Below are 18,251 nucleotides of genomic sequence, written 5' to 3' on the forward strand. Positions count from 1 at the left end.
AACGAGCGCTCCCCTTGCCAAGCTTTAAAATTTCGGCATCCGGATCCGTGCGCCAGCGTAGAAATACCGCCCGACAAACCCGTAAGGGGTCGATACACTGGCGACATCGCCCTCCTTACCGGTGAAGTTATTGACACCGAAGTAGAAGCTGAAGTCTTCGGTTGCCTCGATCGACGCCTGAAGGTCGTGCTCCCACTTCTCCCGATAGAAGAAATATTTCGGATCTGAGATGTCTGGGTTGGCGCGGATCTGATCCTCGCTGTAGCGGCGCACCTTACTGAGGTAGGCGAGGCCGTAATTCAGCGTGATCGGCCCTGACGTCCACGTCAGATCGAACGTGCCGCTGTACTTGGGTGCCGGGTAAGCCGAGTTGAGCAAGTCATTCTCGCGATCGGCGCCCGGTGTTGGCACGAAGTCCAATCGATCGAGATAGTTGCCGACCAACCGCAGGTTGAAGATGCCGACCGAGCCGGCATCGAAGCGGTAATTGGCTTGCACGTCGAGCCCCTGCGTACGGAACGCCGCGACGTTCTGCGGGCCGACGAGATAGTTGCTGACGTAGCCGGTGGTGCCGCTGCGCGTGACGTTGGCGCAATAGACGTTGGTCAGCGAGGGCTGATCGACGCACAGATCGACGAGTTGCTGCGCCGTCGGCGTATTAATCGCGTTGGTCAGCTTGATGTTGTACCAGTCGGCGGTCACCATTAGCCCCGGAACGAAACGGGGCTGGAACACGACACCCGCAGTCCAAGTCTTGGCGACCTCCTCGTTGAGGTTTCGGTTGCCACCTGCTCGGCCAGGCAGACTGACAGTGGCAGTCGGATCGTTGACCGGGTTGAACGCGGCAATCTGCGCAGGGCTGAGCCCCGCTGCAGTCAACGCGGCCTGACAATTGGCAACGCGGTACTGAGTGCCTTCGGGCAGGTTCTCGGGATCACAGGGGTCGTCGATGAACGAGAAGGTGCCGTTGGTCGGCGAGAACAGCTCCGTGATGTTCGGCGCACGCACCGCCTGCGAATAGCCGCCGCGGAACCTGATGTCGCGAACCGGTGCCCAGATGCCGCTCAGCTGCCAAGTGGTGGTCTTACCCACCGTTGAATAATCCGAGAGCCGCAGCGCAGCGTTCAGTTCGAGGGTATCCGCAAACGGCAAATCCTTAAGCAGCGGAACTCGCAATTCGCCGAAGGCCTCCTTCACGTCGAAGCTACCACGCTCAGAATCGATCTGCGCCAGATCGAGCAGTGCGCCTTGCACCTGGAGTGGATCGGAGATGAAGCGGCTGATTTCCTTCCGGTATTCACCACCTATCGCGAAGCTGATCGGTCCCCCGGGTAGTTCGAAAAATTGTCCGAAGTCGCCGCTCAAGGAACCGGTCAGAACATGCTGCTGCACACGATACCGATTGAGCAGGTCGGCGTTGATGAAAGCCAGCGACGCCGCACTTGTCACATTCTCGCCCAGCAGATTGAGCGGCTGGCATCCGCCGTTCGCGCCGGGCGTGAAAGTGCTGGCCGGCTGATCGTAATTGTTCGGATCGATATTGGCCGTCGGGTCGAGCGATGACCGACAGACGATCTGGCCATTCGGCGCGCGAACTGCGTCGAGGGCGGCGTAGTAACGATCGGCGATGCGGTAGTTGCTGCTGATGAATTGGCTGTCCGTCCTGCCATAGACATAGGTCAGCTCGTATGTGGCGTGATCGTTGATCTTGCCATCGGCGCCAATCACCGACCGATAGGTTTCGCGCTTCGTCGACTCGCCCCGAACGCCAAGATCGAAATTATCGCGTGAGATATAGGCACCATTCGCGCTCGCATCGACGCCGAAGCGATCGTTCAGGAACGCATTGTCGGGCGCGAGATAGGTGAAAAAGTCGAAGCTAGGCTGCGCGACCGAGAAGCTCTTGGTGTTGGTATACTTGCCCTGCGCGAACAGCCGCAGCGCTGGCGCAACTTGGAAGCTGGACAGCAGGTTGAAGTTATGGATGCGGTTCTTGGGTTGGAGATCGCCCTGATAGCCCGCCGTCGGCGTGCTGTCGCCACCCTGGGTCAGGCCGCCTGAACCCGGCAGCAAACGACCACGATCGTAGACCTTGCCGCTACCGGTGAAGTCCGGAAGTTCATCGAGGTCGAGGTCAACCGCGCCGTCGCGCGAGCTGTCGGCGTAGCGTAGGTTGTTGGTCAGCACGCGGTCGAAGCCGCCCGGCTGATCGGGTATGTCTGTCGGATCGCGCACAAGCCCGTAGGCTTGGAGCGGATCGCCCGTACGTGCCCGATTGAACGAACTGACCCGATCGTCGTCGCGGAATTCATACGAAAGCGCGATGTTGCCGCGATCACCTGCGAAATTCTTGCCTGCCGTCGCCGAAAAGTAACGGTTGCCTGCGTCCCCGCTTTCGGAGATGCCGGTCTGTGAGCGCAGGCTCAATCCCTCGAAATTCCGCTTCAGCACGAAGTTGACAACTCCGGACACACCGTCAGCGCCGTAGACCGCCGATGCGCCGCCCGTCGTCACGTCGATCCGGTCGATCAGATCTTGAGGGATGGTGTTGATGTCGACAGATGCCGAACCCGGCAGACCTGCGACATGCCGGCGACCATCGACCAGGACCAGCGTGCGCGCGGTTCCAAGATTGCGGAGGTTCAACAGATTGACGCCGGTTTGTCCGAAGCCGCTGGTCGAGCCCGATTGCTGCGCGCTGGTCGACGATCCTAGCAACGCCGGGTTTTGTGTCAGGAAGTCAGTGATGTTGGTCCGGCCGGACTGCTCCAACGTCGCTGCGGAATAACTGATGACCGGCGTCGGCGACGACAATTCGGGACGTGCGATGCGCGATCCGGTGACAATGATCTCCTCATCGCTACGGCTATCGGTCGGCGGTGCGGCATCATCGGCCGTCGGCGCAGCGGTAACCGGATCCTGCGTTGGCGTCGGCGCCGTTTGCGCAAATCCCGGCGATGCGCTGAGTAGCGATACGGCGAGGCACGCAAGGGAACTACGAACGGCGAGCTCGAGGCGACGTGAGGACATCGTGTAAACCCCTTTGGTTGAAGTGGTATGCCACTCCAGTGACTGTCGCCCCCCGGCCACTATGTTTGGCCACGGCCGGGCGCATGCTGCAAGCGCATCGAATCGCTTTTCGAGCTGGTGTGACAGTCGTGCCACATGAACAGTTGCCGAACGATCTCATCCGAACGCGACAAAGCCACGCACGATTGCTCGCGCGTGGCTTCGTTGCATTGCCGATGATTTGGCGATCAGTACCGATAATGGTCCGGCTTGAACGGGCCCTCGACCGGCACGCCGATATAGCCAGCCTGCTTCGGGGTCAGCTTCGACAGCTTGACGCCGAGCTTCTCCAGGTGAAGCGCAGCGACCTTCTCGTCGAGATGCTTGGGCAGGACGTAGACTTCGTTCTTGTAGTCGTCGCCCTTGGTCCACAGCTCAATCTGCGCCAGCGTCTGGTTGGTAAAGCTCGCCGACATAACGAACGACGGGTGGCCGGTCGCGCAGCCCAGGTTCACCAGGCGACCCTTCGCCAGGATGATGATCTGCTTGCCGTCCGGGAACTTTACCAGATCGGTGCCCGGCTTCACTTCGTCCCACTCGTAGTTGCTGAGCGCCGCGATCTGGATCTCGCTGTCGAAGTGGCCGATGTTGCAGACGATCGACATCGGCTTCATTGCCTTCATGTGATCGGCGGTGATGACGTCGGCGTTGCCGGTCGCGGTGCAGAAGATGTCCGCGCGCTCGACCGCCTCGTCCATCGTCACGACCTCGAAGCCTTCCATCGCCGCCTGCAGCGCGCAGATCGGGTCGACCTCGGTGACCATCACGCGGGCGCCGCCGTTGCGGAGCGACTGCGCCGATCCCTTGCCGACATCGCCGAAGCCGGCGACGCAGGCGACCTTGCCCGCCAGCATCACGTCGGTCGCACGGCGGATCGCGTCGACCAGCGATTCCTTGCAGCCGTACAGATTGTCGAACTTCGACTTGGTGACGCTGTCGTTGACGTTGATCGCGGGGAAGGGCAGCTCGCCCTTCTTGGCGATCTCGTACAGGCGGTGGACGCCGGTCGTGGTCTCTTCGCTGACGCCCTTCAGGTTCTTGACCGTCTCGGTCAGATAGCCCGGATATTTGGCGATATACGCCTTCAGCGCGCGCTGGAACTCGACCTCTTCGTCGTTCTCGGGCTCGCCGAGCGAATGGCCGGCCTCGAGCTTCGCGCCCCACAGCGCGAACATCGTCGCGTCGCCACCGTCGTCGAGGATGATGTTCGCGGTCTCGCCGGTGGTGCCCGCACCCCAGTTGAAGATGTCGCCGACATAATCCCAATAATCCGCAAGGCTCTCACCCTTCACCGCGAACACCGGCACGCCGGTCGCGGCGATCGCAGCGGCGGCGTGGTCCTGGGTCGAGAAGATGTTGCACGTCGCCCAGCGCACGTCGGCGCCCAGTGCGGTCAGCGTTTCGATCAGCACCGCAGTCTGGATCGTCATGTGCAGCGACCCGGTGATCCGCGCGCCCTTCAGCGGCTTGGACGCGCCGAACTCGTCGCGCAGCGCCATCAGGCCCGGCATCTCGGTCTCGGCGATATCGATCTCCTTACGCCCGAAAGCGGCAAGCGAGATGTCCTTTACGACATAATCGACGGTCTCGGCGGCAAGAGCAGTGGCCACGCGAATTCTCCTGAAACTGCATAGGTCGGCGGGCCGAATGCCCGTGCCGGTTGCCGCGCCCATAGAAGAAGCAGCGCCGCGGATCAAATATAAAGATATCTTTATATGACGATCAGGCGGTCCCGGTGTCCGCTACCAGCAGGCGCGGATCGACCCCCGCGCCGTGGAACGCGCGCGTCCAGCGCAGTCCGGCGGGGGTGTCGTAGAGCAGCGCCTCGTCGCCGACGACGTTGAACCAGCCGGGGCTCGCCAGCTCGCCTTCGAGCTGCCCGCCGTCCCAACCGGCATAGCCGATCGCCGCCACCCAGCGCGTCGGCCCGCTGCCATCCGCGATCGATCTCAGCACGTCGATGGTGCTCGACAGCGCCCAGCGCCCGCCGACGTCGATGCTGTCCTGCCCGCTCCAGTCGAGCGAATGCACCACGAATCCGCGCCGGGTCTCCACCGGTCCGCCGAAATGGATCGGCACGTCGGGCGCTGCGCCGTGCGCGATCTCGAACTGGTCGAGCAGATCGTGGAAGGTCAGCCCCTGGATCGTAGCGCCGAGCCCGATCCCGACCGCGCCGCTCTCGTCGTGCGAACACATCGCGATCACCGCATGTTCGAACCGCGGATCGTGCATGCCCGGCATCGCTAGGAGGAACTGCCCGGAAAGAAAGCGATTATCGGTCATGCACCGATCATAACCGCCGACATCGGCGCTCGCCATCTTGAATTCCGTCCCGCAGTCGCGAAAGGGGATCGCGAAGGCCGCGCTCCCGCGGCCGCAACGAAGGATACGCCATGACGATCAGCGTCGGAGACAAACTGCCCAGCGCCACGCTCGTGAAGGTCACCGACAGCGGACCCGAGCAGGTCGATACCGACACCTTCTTCGCCGGCCGCAAGGTCGCGCTGTTCGCGGTGCCGGGCGCCTTCACCCCGACCTGCTCCGCCAAGCACCTTCCCGGCTTCGTCGAAAAGCGCGCCGACCTTCTCGCCAAGGGCATCGACGAGGTCGCCTGCACCTCCGTCAACGACGCCTTCGTGATGGGCGCCTGGAGCAAGTCCGCCGACGCTGCCGGCATTACCATGCTCGCCGACGGCAACGGCGCCTTCGCCGAAGCGCTCGGGCTGACGATGGACGGCAGCAAGTTCGGCATGGGCACCCGCAGCCAGCGTTATTCGATGATCGTCAACGACGGCGTCGTCGAACAACTCAATGTCGAAGGCCCAGGCGAATTCAAGGTGAGCTCCGCCGAACACCTGCTGAGCGAGATCTGATCTTCTAGCGCTTGCAACGGCACACCCGTCACCCCGGACTTGATCCGGGGTCCCGCTTCGTCAGGCGTGTCCCATCGGGGATCGTCCTAGTGGCTCGCACACTCGGGCGGGACCCCGGATCGGATCCGGGGTGACGGAAGGCCGGGTTGGCGGCGGCGAGGACTGCCCACCCCCGCCTTGCCTCCACACCGCCCCCCGCGTAACGCTGCCCGATGTCCACTGCATCGCATCTCGTCGCCGAACTCGACCGGCTCTACCGCGCTTCCGTCGATCGTCTCCAGGCGGCACTGACCGCGTATCTGACCGACGGCACCCAGCCCGATCCGGCCGCGCGCAGCGACGGGTCCTTCGCCTATCCCGAGATCCGGCTCCACTATCGCGGCGCCGACGATCGCCCCACGCCGCTCCGATCGTTCGGTCGCCTCGTCTCCCCCGGCGACTACAGGATCAGCGTCACCAAGCCCGGCCATTTCGCCGATTACCTCACCGAACAGCTCACCCTGCTCATCGAGGATTACGACGTCGAGGTCGAGGCGGTGCCGGGGCGGCAGGAGATCCCCTTTCCTTACGTGCTCGATCCCGGCCACGCGCTGAGCCTCGATCAGGTTTCCGCGACCGAACTCGCGCGCTTCTTCCCGGCGACCGAGCTCGCGCATATTGGCGACGAGATTGCCGACGGCCTGTGGTTCGGCGGAGACGCCCGCCCGCTCGCGCTGTTCGACGCGCTGCGTACCGATTTCTCGCTCGCCCGCCTGCGTCACTACATGGGCACGCCGTCCGAGCACGCGCAGCGTTTCGTGCTGTTCACCAACTATCACCGCTATGTCGACGAATTCGTCCGCTGGGCGGTGGCGCAGCTTGGCCCCGACGCCGACGGCAACCCAAGCCGCTTCACCGCGGTCTCGGGCGCGGGCAACGTCGTCGTGAAGGCGGGCGAGGACCCCGACAAGCTCGTCACCGACAGCGCCTGGCGCCGGCACCAGATGCCCGCCTATCACCTGATGGCCGACGACCGTACCGGCATCACCTTGGTCAATATCGGCGTCGGCCCGTCCAATGCCAAGACGATCTGCGACCATCTCGCGGTGCTGCGGCCCGAGGCGTGGCTGATGATCGGGCATTGCGGCGGCCTGCGCCCGTCGCAGCGGATCGGCGACTATGTCCTTGCCCATGCCTATCTGCGCGACGATCACGTGCTCGACGACGTGCTGCCCCCGGAGATCCCGGTGCCCGCGATCGCCGAGGTCCAGGTCGCGCTAGCCAAGGCCGCGGAGATCGTCTCGGGCCAGTCCGGCGAGGAACTCAAGCGCCGCCTGCGCACCGGCACCATCGTCACGACCGACGACCGCAACTGGGAGCTGCGGTATTCCGCCTCGGCGCTGCGCTTCTCGCTGTCGCGCGCGGTCGGGATCGACATGGAATCGGCGACGATCGCGGCGCAGGGCTACCGCTTCCGCGTTCCCTACGGGACGCTGCTCTGCGTGTCGGATAAGCCGCTCCACGGCGAACTCAAGCTGCCCGGCCAGGCCAACCGCTTCTACGAACGCGCGATCAGCGAACATATGCGGATCGGCATCCAGGCGTGCGAGCAGTTGCGCCTGGAGGGTGAGAAGCTGCATAGCCGCAAATTGCGCGCGTTCGACGAGCCTCCGTTTCGCTGATCCGGAAACCAAGAGCGCGTGGTGCGTTACGGTTGCGAATCAATCCAGGGAGCCTGACCATGGCCGACACGCCCGACACCCCCAAGACCGAAGCCGACAAGCCCGCCGCCCGCCGCCGCGCGCCGCGCGCCTCGACGCGCAAGCCGGCCGCACCGCGCAAGGCCGCTACGAAGGCAGCCGGGGACGCGGACACAGCCAAGCCGACGGCTGCCGCCAAACCCCCTGCCAAGGCCGCCGCGTCCAAGCCCGCTGCCAAGGCGGTCAAGCCTCGCTCCACCAAGCGCGCCACCCCGCGCCCCGCTGCGCGCAAGCCCACGAAGGTCGGCGCCGCAACCACCGCCGCCAAGACCGCGGTCGATCGCGCCGGTGACAAGGTCGGCGGCAAATGGGGCCTCGCTGCGATCGCCGGCGGGGTCGCCGCCGCCGGTGCCGCCGCCGCAGCGCTGCTGTCGCTACGCGGCAGCACCCCCAAGTCGAAGCCAGCCAACGACGCCAAGGGCGCCCACCAGCCCGACGGCAGCGACTCGTCCAAGTCGTTCGAGGCCGGCATCGCCGACGAGAACACGATCCCGGAGCAGTGAGGGGCGTGGGCCTCGGCCCGCCCTTTGCGGCCCGTGCCAGCACGCCGCCCTTAGCCGACTATTTCCGTCATCCCCGCGCAGGCGGGGATGCAGAACATATGACGTCAGCGAGAGAACCGCGACGCTTGCCAGTCTGGATCCCCGCCTTCGCGAGGATGACTGTGCAAGGATGACAGGACGGGCCGCCCCCAATACTTACCCAGCCAGAAACGCCGCCATTGCCGCGCCTAGCTCCGGCTTCACCACCGCGCTCATGTGCCCGCCCGGCACCTCGGCATAGACCGCGTTCGGCAACGCCGCCGCCAATTCCGGCGCCGAGCCATTATCCTCGTCCTCGGCCCCACACAGCACCTGGATCGGCATCGCGAAGGTTTGCAACGTCTCAAGTGGAGTCCCCGCGAAGCTGCGGATGATTTCTAGCAGCGCCACCGGATCGCCGTTCGTCGTCTTCAGGAACGCCTCGACCATCCACGCCGGACTGCCGCGTTCGTGCTTGCCCAGATTCTCTAGGATGCCGCGGAAATGCCCCGCCCGGCGATCGACGTCGGTGAGCCCTTCCAGCCCCATCCCCGACAGGATCACCCGCCCCGGCCTCGCGCCCGTCGCCAGCATCCGCGACACCGTCCGCGCACCGAGCGAATAGCCGCCCAGATCATACTCCTCGAGCTCCAGATGCGCGACCAGCGCATGCGCGTCGTCGGTGAGGATGTCGGGCTTGTAGAAGGCGGGATCGTGCGGCTTGTCGCTCGCGCCGTGCGCGCGGAAGTCGAGCATGATCACGCGGAAGCCTTTCGCCGCGATCGCCTCCGCATGCCCGTAGCGGATCCAGTTGGTCACCGAATCCGACATGTAGCCGTGGAGCAGTACCACCGGTCGCCCCCCACCGACCTCGCGCCACGCCAGGCGAACGCCGTCGGGGCTGGTGAAATACTGCGGCTCAGGCAGGGATATGGCCAACGCTATCGATCCATTTCTGCGCGATGCGCTCGTTCTCGTCGGTTCGTTGTTCGGGCAGGCCGCGCGTGTCGAGCCAGGCATCGTGGCGGCTCTCGACCCCCGAATGGCTGACTGGCAGGAAGACCTCGGCCTCGTCGAAGCTTCCCACCATCAGATCGAGCAGATGATGATCGTCACCCTCGTAGGTCAGCGACGTCCCGCACGCCGCGCAGAAGCCGCGTTGCGCGAACGGCGACGAGCGGTAGCGATCGGGCGCCGTCCCGATCCACGCAACGTCAGCGACCGCGACCTGCTTCAACGCGACCGAGACGTTGCCGACCGCGCGCTGGCACATCCGGCAATGGCAGAGATACGCGTCGCGATCGTCGACCGTCACCGTGTAGCGGACCCGTCCGCACTGGCAGCCACCGGTCATCGTCTCGCGCATCGTTCGCCTCCCGAGTCGTCAGGCCGCCTTCTTCAGATGCCGACGGCCGAGCAGCTCGGCGATCTGCACCGCGTTCAACGCAGCACCTTTGCGAAGGTTGTCGCTGACGCACCACAGCACCAGCCCGTTGTCGACGGTCGGGTCCTCGCGGACGCGGCTGACATAGGTCGCGTCGTCGCCCGCTGCCTCGATCGGGGTGATGTAGCCACCGTCCTCATGCTTATCGATCAGCATGATCCCCGGTGCCTCGCGCAGGATCCGCTTCGCCTCGGCAGCGGAGATCTCGTCATGGAATTCGATGTTGATCGCCTCCGAATGGCCGACGAACACCGGCACGCGGACGCAGGTCGCGCTGACCTTGATCTTGGGATCGAGGATCTTCTTGGTCTCGACCACCATCTTCCACTCTTCCTTGGTCGATCCGTCGTCGAGAAAGCTGTCGATGTGCGGTATGACGTTGAACGCGATCTGCTTGGTGAACTTGGTCGCCACCGCCGGATCGCCGACGAAGATGTTGCGGCTCTGCTCGAACAGCTCGTCCATCCCGACCTTGCCCGCGCCCGACACCGACTGATAGGTCGCGACGACGACGCGCTTGATCCGCGCCTTGTCGTGCAACGGCTTCAGCACCACGACCATCTGGGCGGTCGAACAATTCGGGTTCGCGATGATGTTCTTCGCCAGATAGCCGTCGATGGCGCCGGCATTCACCTCCGGCACGATCAGCGGGACATCGGGATCCATCCGGTACAGCGACGAATTGTCGATTACCGTGCAGCCCGCTGCCGCGAACTTCGGCGCATAGACCGCGGTCGCCTCGGATCCGATCGCGAACAGCGCCATGTCCCAGCCCGCCGGATCGAAATGCTCGACGTTCTGGACCTTCAGCATCCGCCCGGTGTCGCCATATTCGATCTGGTCGCCCTGGCTGCGCGACGACGCCAACACCGCGATCTCGTCGGCGGGGAATTCCCGCTCGGCGAGGATGTTGACCATCTCGCGCCCGACATTGCCCGTCGCGCCGACGACCGCGATCCGATATCCCATAACCCCAAGTCCCTTATGCTGCGCGGCGGCCCTTAGCCCCGCCGCGCGCGCGGTGCCAGCAAGCTTTACTTCGCGGGCTTGTTCTTCACTGTGCGATCCAGGAAGCGCAGGATCGTCCCCCAGACATGCTCGCTGATCCCCGGCCCAGCCACGCGGTGGGTGTAGCCGGGGTAGAACATCATTTCGAACGGCGTGTTCGTCTCCTGCATCCGTGCGACGACCTTGGTGGAATTGTCGAGGAACACGTTGTCGTCGGCCATCCCGTGGATCAGCAGCAACGGATCGCGGATCTTGTCCGCTTCCGCCACCGCCGCCGAGGCCGAATAGCTCTTGGGGTCCTTCGCCGGATCGCCGAGATAGCGCTCGGTATAATGGGTGTCGTAGAGCTGCCAGTCGGTCACCGGCGCGCCCGATACCGCCGCCGCATAGACGCCCGGGTTCTTCTGGAGCATCTTCAACGACATATAACCGCCATAGGACCAGCCATAGGTCGCGATCTTCGTGCCATCGACGAACGGCAGCGACTGGAGGTAGCGCGCGCCCGCCAGCTGATCCGCGACCTCCACCGTTCCCATCGCGTGGTAGATCTGGTCCTCGAACGCCTTGCCACGATTGTACGAGCCGCGATTGTCGATCTTGAAGTAGATCCAGCCCTGGTCGACCAGGAACTGTGGCAGCGCGCCCTGCCAGCCGCGGGTCACGATCTGCCCGGTGCCGGGGCCGCCATAATGTTCGAAGAACACCGGATATTTCTTGCCCGCGACCAGCGGCGGCGTGATCATCTCCCAATACAGCGCGGTGCCGTCCGCGGCCTTGATCGTCCCGAACTTGGTCGGCTGGTGGCTCTGCAGGAACGGCGCATAGGGGTGCGCGCCGCTCACCGCATTTTCGTTGATCCATGCCAGCCGCGTGCCCGCCGCATCAGCGAGGTAGACTTGCGGCGGTTGGGTCGGGCTCGATCGCGTCACGATCAGCCGCGACGCCGCGCCGTCCATCGTCGCGCTGTTGGTGAAGCCGCGCTCGGTCAGCCGCACCGGCTCGCCGCCGCGGACCAGGTCGATCGTGTAGAGCTGCTGTTCGAGCACGTCGTCCTTGGTGCCGGTAAACCACGCCTTGCCACGCGTCTCGTCGATGCCGACCAGGTTGGTCACCACCCAGTCGCCCTTGGTCAGCTGGGTCCATTTGCCGGCCTTGCTCCACCGGTACAGATGGCCATAGCCGTCGCGCTCGGACCGCCACAGCAGCCCGCCGTCCTTCAGCGGCCGGTAATCGTCGGACAGGTTGATCCAGCTTCGCGCGCCCGCCTTCTCGGTGAACATCACCTGCGCCTTGCCGGTCGCCGGGTCGACCCGCAGCATGTCGAGCGTCTTCTGGTCGCGGCTCTCGCGCTGCACCAGCATCGTCGATCCGTCGGGCGTCCAGTCGACCCGCGCCAGATAGATGTCGGGATCGCGCCCGAGATCCACCTTCACCCGCCCGCTGCCGTCGGGCTTCATCACGTACAGCTCGACCGCGGCGTTGGGCGTTCCTGCCGCCGGATATCGTTGTTCGTAGGTCTTGGTCCCGGTCGCGCCGATCGACGCGCGCGTCGCGACATGGACTGCCGCCTCGTCGAACCGCTCGACCGCGACATGGCGCTCGTCGGGGCTCCACCAATAGCCGGTGCGGCGGTCCATCTCCTCCTGCGCGACGAACTCCGCCTCGCCGAAATGGACGGTGCCGCCACCTTCCTTGGTCAGTGCCGTCGCCGCGCCGCCGCCGAGCGGCTGCACCCATAGGTTCTGGTCGCGCACGAAGCTGACATAGCTGCCCTGCGGCGACACCACCGGGTTCAGCTCGCCCCCCGGCGTGTCGGTCAGCCGCCGCGTCCGCCCGTCCAGCCCCGCGAGGTAGAGATCGCCGTCGAGCGGCACCAGGATGGTCTTGCCGTCGGGTGCCCAGTCATAGGCCACGATCCCCTTCGATCCCGCGATCCGCGCGCGTTCGCGCTGCATCTTCTCGGCCTCGGTCAGTTCGGCGCCCGATCCGACCTTCTTCGAATCGACCAGCATCCGCTCGCTGCCATTGGCGGTGTCCCGCGCCCAGAGGTCGAGCCGCTCCTTCTCGTCGGCGCGCGGCCGCAGGAACGTCAGCAGCGATCCATCGGGCGACAGCTTCAGCGCGCGCGGCTGCGGCCCCGACAGGTCCGGGTTGCCGAACACGCGCGCGAGCGTCAGGTCGCCCGTCTTGGCGGTCTCGTCAGCGGCCATCGCGGCGCTCCCGACCGACGCCAACGCAAGTCCAAGCACCCATGCACGCATCCCGACTCTCCGTGGTCCGTCGCCCGACGACTGCCGGCGACGGCGCGTTATCGCGGCCAATCTCAGCCACGTAAAGCGGGTCGCCGTTGCGTTACCCCGTCATAAACCGCGTCTTTACGTGCTTCGGTATAGAAGCAGCGCTCATTACGGCATCGCGCGGCGGTCAGGCTGCGCGAGCGACGAAGCATCGGGGACCCATGGCGTTGGATATTGCAGAGCCGGCTTGGCAGGCAGGCACTTGGGAGTTCCTGGAACGGCTGGCCATGAACGACGGCAGTGCCACGCACCCGTTCTTGGCGCGCCTCGCCGCGGCGGACGCCGCGACGCGCGACCTCGCCGACGCGGTCCACGCGATCTGTGCGATCCACGGCCAGCCCCCGGGGCTCGCCGACGACGCGGTCGCCACCGGCGCGCAGCCCGACGCCGCCGACTGGCTCGACGAGATCGCCAGCGCCTTTGCCGGCGAACGCGCCTGGATCGCGCAGCTCGCCGCCGCCGCGGGACCGCTGCCCTCGACCCCGGGCCAGGCCGAGACCGAAGCCGCGCTGATCGGCGAACGCCATACGCTCGACATGCTCGCCCGATCCGATCGTCGCGGCTGTGCGACCGGCGCCGCCGCCGCGCTGGCGCTCGATTGGGCGGCGATCCGCTCGGTGCTCGAATGTGCCGCAGATCGCTTCGCGGTCGACATACCCGTCTGCCGATTGCCGGTGAGGGCGGAGACCGCCACCACCGTCGCGATGCTTGGTTCGACCGCCGCCACCGAACGCGCGATTACCTTCGGCGCGCAACAGTTGCTCGCCCAGCACCGCGGCCTCTGGTCGCTGCTCGAGGCCCGAGCGAGCGCCCGCGACGCCTAAGCGACCCACTTGCGTGGGCGCACGCTTTACGCCAATCGCGTACCCGATCTTCGAACGAGACGGGACGAACGATGAAGCGCTTCGACGGCACCCAGAGCTATGTCGCGACCGACGACCTGAAGGTCGCGGTCAATGCCGCGGTCACGCTGCGCCGCCCGCTGCTGGTGAAGGGCGAGCCCGGCACCGGCAAGACCGTGCTCGCCTACGAAATCGCGAAGGCCGTCGGCGCGCCGCTGATCGAATGGAACGTCAAGTCGACCACCAAGGCGCAGCAGGGCCTTTACGAATATGACGCGGTCGCCCGCCTGCGCGACGGCCAGCTCGGCGACGAACGCGTCCACGACATCGGCAACTACATTCGCCGCGGCAAGCTGTGGGAGGCGTTCACCCAGCCCGCGCCGCCCGTCCTGCTGATCGACGAGATCGACAAGGCCGACATCGAATTCCCCAACGATCTGTTGCAGGAACTCGATCGCATGGAATTCCACGTTTACGAGACCAAGGAGACTATTCGCGCGGTCGAGCGTCCGATCGTGGTGATCACCTCGAACAATGAAAAGGAGCTGCCCGACGCCTTCCTGCGCCGCTGCTTCTTCCACTACATCAAGTTCCCCGATCGCGCGACGATGCAGGCGATCGTCGATGTCCACTTCCCCGGCATCCAGAAGATCCTGGTGTCGAAGGCGATGGACATCTTCTACGACGTCCGCGACGTCCCCGGCCTCAAGAAAAAGCCCTCGACCAGCGAACTGCTCGACTGGCTCAAGCTGCTGCTCCACGAAGACATGCCGCTTGAAGTCCTGCAGAACCGCGACCCGACTAAGGCCATCCCCCCACTCCACGGCGCGCTGCTGAAGAACGAACAGGACGTCATGCTCTTCGAACGCCTGGCCTTCATGGCCAAGCGGCAGCAGAACCGGCCTTAGGCGCACGCCCCACCCTTGTGCTCCCGCGAAGGCGGGAGCCCAGTTCTGGGTCCCCGCCTTCGCGGGGACACAATGAGCGGTGCGAGCGGTCGCGCCGCGACAAAAATTCAACCCAACAGCCCAAGCCACCCCGGCGAAAGCCGGGGCCCAGTCACGCAACGCCAATGGCAGCTAACAGCGCGTCATTACCTCCACCTCCGCAACTTGGCCCCGGCCTTCGCCGGGGTGGTGCGACACGACGTGGATAACGCGGTCACGACCAACGCGTCCAAACCTTCCCACCACCCCCCGATTAGCCTATCCTCAACACCACCACGCTACCGACCGGCATAGCCGACGGTACGAAATGGGGGCGTGACGATGCGCAAGCTGTTGCCCAATGCCGGTCTCGTCCTCGCGCTGCTCGCCGCCACCGTCGCTCCTGCCGCGTCGCTGCTCGACTATGTCGGCCAGTGTGTCCCCTTCGCCCGTGCCGCGTCGGGTATTCAGATCTACGGCGACGCCTGGACCTGGTGGAGCCAGGCAGACGGCCGCTACCAGCGCGGCAGCAAGCCGCGGGTCGGCTCGGTGATCGTCTTCGAAAAGACCGGCCGACTCCCGCTCGGCCATGTGGCGGTCGTCAGCCGGGTCGTCGAGAAGCGCGTCGTGATGCTCACCCACGCCAATTGGTCACGCACCGACAGCGGCGCCCGCGGCCATGCCGAACAGGACGTCACGCTGTTCGACGTCTCGCGCGGCAACGACTGGAGCAGCGTCCGCGTCTGGTTCCGCGGGGTCGAGGGGCTCGGCGGCGGCGTCTACCCCGTCCACGGCTTCATCTACGGCACGGCGGTCGACGGCGAAAAGAACGCGCGCCCCGCGCCCAGCCTATCGTCCCGCCAGCCCGATTACGTCGGCGCGCTGATCGACGCCTACGTCCCTCACTGACGCCAGCCACCCCAATCTGCCCTCGTGTACCCGGCGAGGGCGGGGGACCCAGTACTGTGCTCCGCCTCGCGGGAGCACAAGCAGCCCAGCGGCAATGCCCCCCTTGTCCTACACCGCCGATATCTGTCATCCCGTTTGAACGACGCATCACACCGCTTCTCACGCGCGTGGTGCGACTCTTGTGACTTTTGAGGACCCGGACCGATGTTCCTGAACTTCCTCGACGAGCTGCGGTCCGCGGGCATCCCGGCGAGCATGAAGGAGCATCTCATCCTGCTCGAGGCGCTCGACCGCGACGTGATCGATCGCACGCCCGAGGATTTCTACTATCTCGCCCGCGCGGTGTACGTGAAGGACGAAGGGCTGCTCGACAAGTTCGACCAGGTCTTCGCCAAGGTCTTCCGCGGCATCGCCACCACCTTCGGCACCGACAATGCCGAGATTCCCGCCGATTGGCTGAAGGCGGTCGCCGAGAAATACCTGACGCCCGAGGAAATGGCCGCGATCGAGTCGCTGGGCTCCTGGGACGAGATCATGGAGACGCTCAAGAAGCGGCTGGAAGAGCAGGAAAAACGGCACCAGGGCGGCAGCAAATGGGTCGGTACCGGAGGCACCAGCCCGTACGGCAATTCCGGTTACAATCCCGAAGGCGTGCGGATCGGCGGCGAGAGCAAGCATGGTCGCGCGCTCAAGGTCTGGGACCAGCGGGAGTTCAAGAACCTCGACAATACCCGCGAACTCGGCACCCGCAACATCAAGGTCGCGCTCCGCCGACTTCGCCGCTTCGCGCGGGAGGGCGCTGCCGACGAGCTCGACATCGACGGCACGATCGACGGCACCGCACGACAGGGCTGGCTGGACGTGCGGATGCGGCCGGAGCGCAAGAACGCGGTGAAGCTGCTGCTGTTCCTCGACGTCGGTGGCTCGATGGATCCGTGGGTCAAGCTCTGCGAGGAACTGTTCTCCGCCGCGACCGCCGAATTCAAGAACCTCGAATTCTTCTACTTCCACAATTGCCCGTACGAGGGCGTGTGGAAGGACAATCTACGGCGCTTCGCCGAGCGCACGCCGATGTGGGATGTGCTCCACAAGTTCGGTCACGACTATAAGCTGGTTTTCGTTGGCGACGCCTCGATGAGCCCCTACGAGATCACCCATCCCGGCGGCTCGGTCGAACATTTCAACGAGGAATCAGGCGCCACCTGGATGCATCGGCTGACCACCACCTACCCCGCCGCGGTATGGCTCAACCCGGTCGCGGAGCAGCAATGGGGCTATTCGCAATCGGTCAAGATCCTGCGCGAACTGATGAACGACCGCATGTACCCGCTGACGCTGGCCGGGCTGGACGACTCGATGCGCGAACTGACGCGGAAGCGGTAGTGACCGGATCATCGAAACGCTGTCACCACCTTGACGAAGGCCGAGCCCAGTTGGGGAACGCGAGTAATGAAGAGCGTGCCTGCGTTACTGCGCCTTCCTGCCTGGGCCCCCGGCCTTCCCGGGATGGTCTGGTTACCCAAGAGCTCTCAAGGGCGGCAGATCACGCCACCCGTCATCGGCGCCGCCACCCCGGTCGTTCCCGGGAAGCTGATCGGCAACCCCTTCAACGCGCGCACCGCCATATAGGCGAAGCCCTCCGCCTCCATCGCATCCCCGTTCCACCCCAGCGCGTCGGTCGGTTCCGCCACCAGCCCGGTTCGCGCCTCGATCATCGCCAGCATCGTTGAATTATGCCGACCGCCCCCCGCGACCAGCAGCCGCTTCGGCCGGCCCGGCAGGTGATCCAGCGCCAGCGCCACCGTTGCCGCGGTGAACGCGGTCAGCGTCGCGGCGCCGTCGGCCGGCGACAGCCCCCGCGCCGGCTGGACGGTGAAGTCGCTGCGATCGAGCGACTTGGGCGGCGCCAGGTCGAACCAGGGATTGTCGAGCATCGAATCCAGCACCGTCGCGTCGATCCGCCCGCCCGCCGCCAACGTGCCGCCCGCATCGAACCGCGCGCCCGTCGTCGCCTCGACCCAGGTGTCGATCAGCCCGTTGGCCGGCCCGGTATCGAACGCGATCAGCGTGCCGTCGTCGCCGACATAGGTGACGTTCGCCACCCCGCCGAGGTTCAGCACCGCCACCGGCCCTGCCAAATCCCGCACCAGCGCCGCATGATAGACCGGGAGCAACGGTGCCCCCTGCCCCCCCGCCGCCACATCCGCGGATCGCAGGGCCGACACCACCGTGATCCCGGTCGCCGCCGCCAGCCCGGCACCGTCGCCGATCTGCCACGTCCAGCCACGATCGGGCCGGTGCGCGATGGTTTGCCCGTGATAGCCGATCACCCCGATGTCCGCCGCGTGAAGCTGCGCCCGTCGCAGCAACTGCTCCACCGCTTCGATGTGGAACCGCGTGCTGAGTTCGGCCGCAGCAATGATAGCATATTCGTCCCGCGGCCGATCGAAGGTCAGCGCCAGCACCGTCGCCGCCGCCAGCTGCGCCCGCGCCGCGTCCGTGTACGTCTCGCCGCAGAACGCGAGGGGCCGGACCAGCCCTTCGCCGTCGGTCTCGATCAGCGCCGCATCGACCCCGTCCAGCGACGTTCCCGACATCAATCCGATCGCAAGCATCGCCGTTC

Annotated in this window: 15 protein-coding genes; 7 read left to right on the forward strand and 8 right to left on the reverse strand. The window is 65.5% G+C overall.

Annotated features, from left to right (window positions below; translation table 11 throughout):
• Window positions 1-24: 24 nt before the first annotated feature.
• The 3 genes from ACT009_RS03515 to ACT009_RS03525 all read right to left on the reverse strand — a co-directional run bounded on the left by ACT009_RS03515 (window position 25) and on the right by ACT009_RS03525 (window position 5,352).
• The gene (locus ACT009_RS03515) at window positions 25-3,030 is read right to left on the reverse strand and encodes a TonB-dependent receptor plug domain-containing protein (protein ID WP_445192992.1); all 3,006 of its coding nucleotides are present in this window, start codon (window positions 3,028-3,030) and stop codon (window positions 25-27) included.
• A gap of 227 nt (window positions 3,031-3,257) precedes the next feature.
• Window positions 3,258-4,679, reverse strand: a complete 1,422-nt coding sequence (gene ahcY, locus ACT009_RS03520) for an adenosylhomocysteinase (protein ID WP_445192993.1) — start codon at window positions 4,677-4,679, stop codon at window positions 3,258-3,260.
• Window positions 4,680-4,791: 112 nt separating this feature from the next.
• On the reverse strand, window positions 4,792-5,352 hold the full coding sequence (locus tag ACT009_RS03525) for a YqgE/AlgH family protein (RefSeq protein ID WP_445194002.1): 561 nt from the start codon (window positions 5,350-5,352) through the stop codon (window positions 4,792-4,794).
• A 110-nt stretch (window positions 5,353-5,462) separates the two neighbouring features.
• Between ACT009_RS03525 and ACT009_RS03530 the strand changes: the two genes are divergently transcribed.
• The 3 genes from ACT009_RS03530 to ACT009_RS03540 all read left to right on the forward strand — a co-directional run bounded on the left by ACT009_RS03530 (window position 5,463) and on the right by ACT009_RS03540 (window position 8,184).
• On the forward strand, window positions 5,463-5,942 hold the full coding sequence (locus ACT009_RS03530) for a peroxiredoxin (RefSeq protein ID WP_445192994.1): 480 nt from the start codon (window positions 5,463-5,465) through the stop codon (window positions 5,940-5,942).
• A 212-nt stretch (window positions 5,943-6,154) separates the two neighbouring features.
• The gene (locus ACT009_RS03535; RefSeq protein WP_445192995.1) at window positions 6,155-7,603 is read left to right on the forward strand and encodes an AMP nucleosidase; all 1,449 of its coding nucleotides are present in this window, start codon (window positions 6,155-6,157) and stop codon (window positions 7,601-7,603) included.
• 59 nt (window positions 7,604-7,662) lie between these two features.
• Window positions 7,663-8,184, forward strand: coding sequence for a hypothetical protein (locus tag ACT009_RS03540; RefSeq protein ID WP_445192996.1), 522 nt, complete (start codon window positions 7,663-7,665; stop codon window positions 8,182-8,184).
• A 195-nt stretch (window positions 8,185-8,379) separates the two neighbouring features.
• Here the strand turns inward: ACT009_RS03540 and ACT009_RS03545 are convergent, their stop codons facing one another.
• The 4 genes from ACT009_RS03545 to ACT009_RS03560 all read right to left on the reverse strand — a co-directional run bounded on the left by ACT009_RS03545 (window position 8,380) and on the right by ACT009_RS03560 (window position 12,915).
• A complete protein-coding gene (locus tag ACT009_RS03545) occupies window positions 8,380-9,141 on the reverse strand; it encodes an alpha/beta fold hydrolase (protein ID WP_445192997.1) in 762 nt (253 codons plus the stop codon).
• Entirely contained in the window at window positions 9,122-9,568 is a 447-nt protein-coding gene (locus ACT009_RS03550; RefSeq protein ID WP_445192998.1) for a GFA family protein, read from the reverse strand. Before ACT009_RS03550 ends, ACT009_RS03545 begins: the two co-directional genes overlap by 20 nt.
• Window positions 9,569-9,586: 18 nt before the next feature.
• Entirely contained in the window at window positions 9,587-10,615 is a 1,029-nt protein-coding gene (locus ACT009_RS03555; RefSeq protein WP_445192999.1) for an aspartate-semialdehyde dehydrogenase, read from the reverse strand.
• Window positions 10,616-10,680: 65 nt separating this feature from the next.
• The gene (locus ACT009_RS03560; RefSeq protein ID WP_445193000.1) at window positions 10,681-12,915 is read right to left on the reverse strand and encodes a S9 family peptidase; all 2,235 of its coding nucleotides are present in this window, start codon (window positions 12,913-12,915) and stop codon (window positions 10,681-10,683) included.
• Between the two features lie 197 nt (window positions 12,916-13,112).
• Between ACT009_RS03560 and ACT009_RS03565 the strand changes: the two genes are divergently transcribed.
• The 4 genes from ACT009_RS03565 to ACT009_RS03580 all read left to right on the forward strand — a co-directional run bounded on the left by ACT009_RS03565 (window position 13,113) and on the right by ACT009_RS03580 (window position 17,011).
• Window positions 13,113-13,775: a DUF6975 family protein gene (locus tag ACT009_RS03565; RefSeq protein ID WP_445193001.1), complete on the forward strand. Its 663-nt coding sequence runs from the start codon at window positions 13,113-13,115 to the stop codon at window positions 13,773-13,775.
• A 71-nt stretch (window positions 13,776-13,846) separates the two neighbouring features.
• The gene (locus ACT009_RS03570; protein WP_445193002.1) at window positions 13,847-14,701 is read left to right on the forward strand and encodes an AAA family ATPase; all 855 of its coding nucleotides are present in this window, start codon (window positions 13,847-13,849) and stop codon (window positions 14,699-14,701) included.
• Between the two features lie 360 nt (window positions 14,702-15,061).
• Window positions 15,062-15,628, forward strand: coding sequence for a CHAP domain-containing protein (locus ACT009_RS03575; protein WP_445193003.1), 567 nt, complete (start codon window positions 15,062-15,064; stop codon window positions 15,626-15,628).
• 204 nt (window positions 15,629-15,832) lie between these two features.
• Window positions 15,833-17,011, forward strand: a complete 1,179-nt coding sequence (locus ACT009_RS03580) for a vWA domain-containing protein (protein WP_445193004.1) — start codon at window positions 15,833-15,835, stop codon at window positions 17,009-17,011.
• Window positions 17,012-17,157: 146 nt separating this feature from the next.
• Here the strand turns inward: ACT009_RS03580 and ACT009_RS03585 are convergent, their stop codons facing one another.
• Complete coding sequence (locus tag ACT009_RS03585; RefSeq protein WP_445193005.1) at window positions 17,158-18,243, reverse strand: anhydro-N-acetylmuramic acid kinase; 1,086 nt, start codon at window positions 18,241-18,243, stop codon at window positions 17,158-17,160.
• Between the last annotated feature and the right edge of the window lie 8 nt (window positions 18,244-18,251).

The organism is Sphingomonas sp. Tas61C01, from assembly GCF_052567495.1.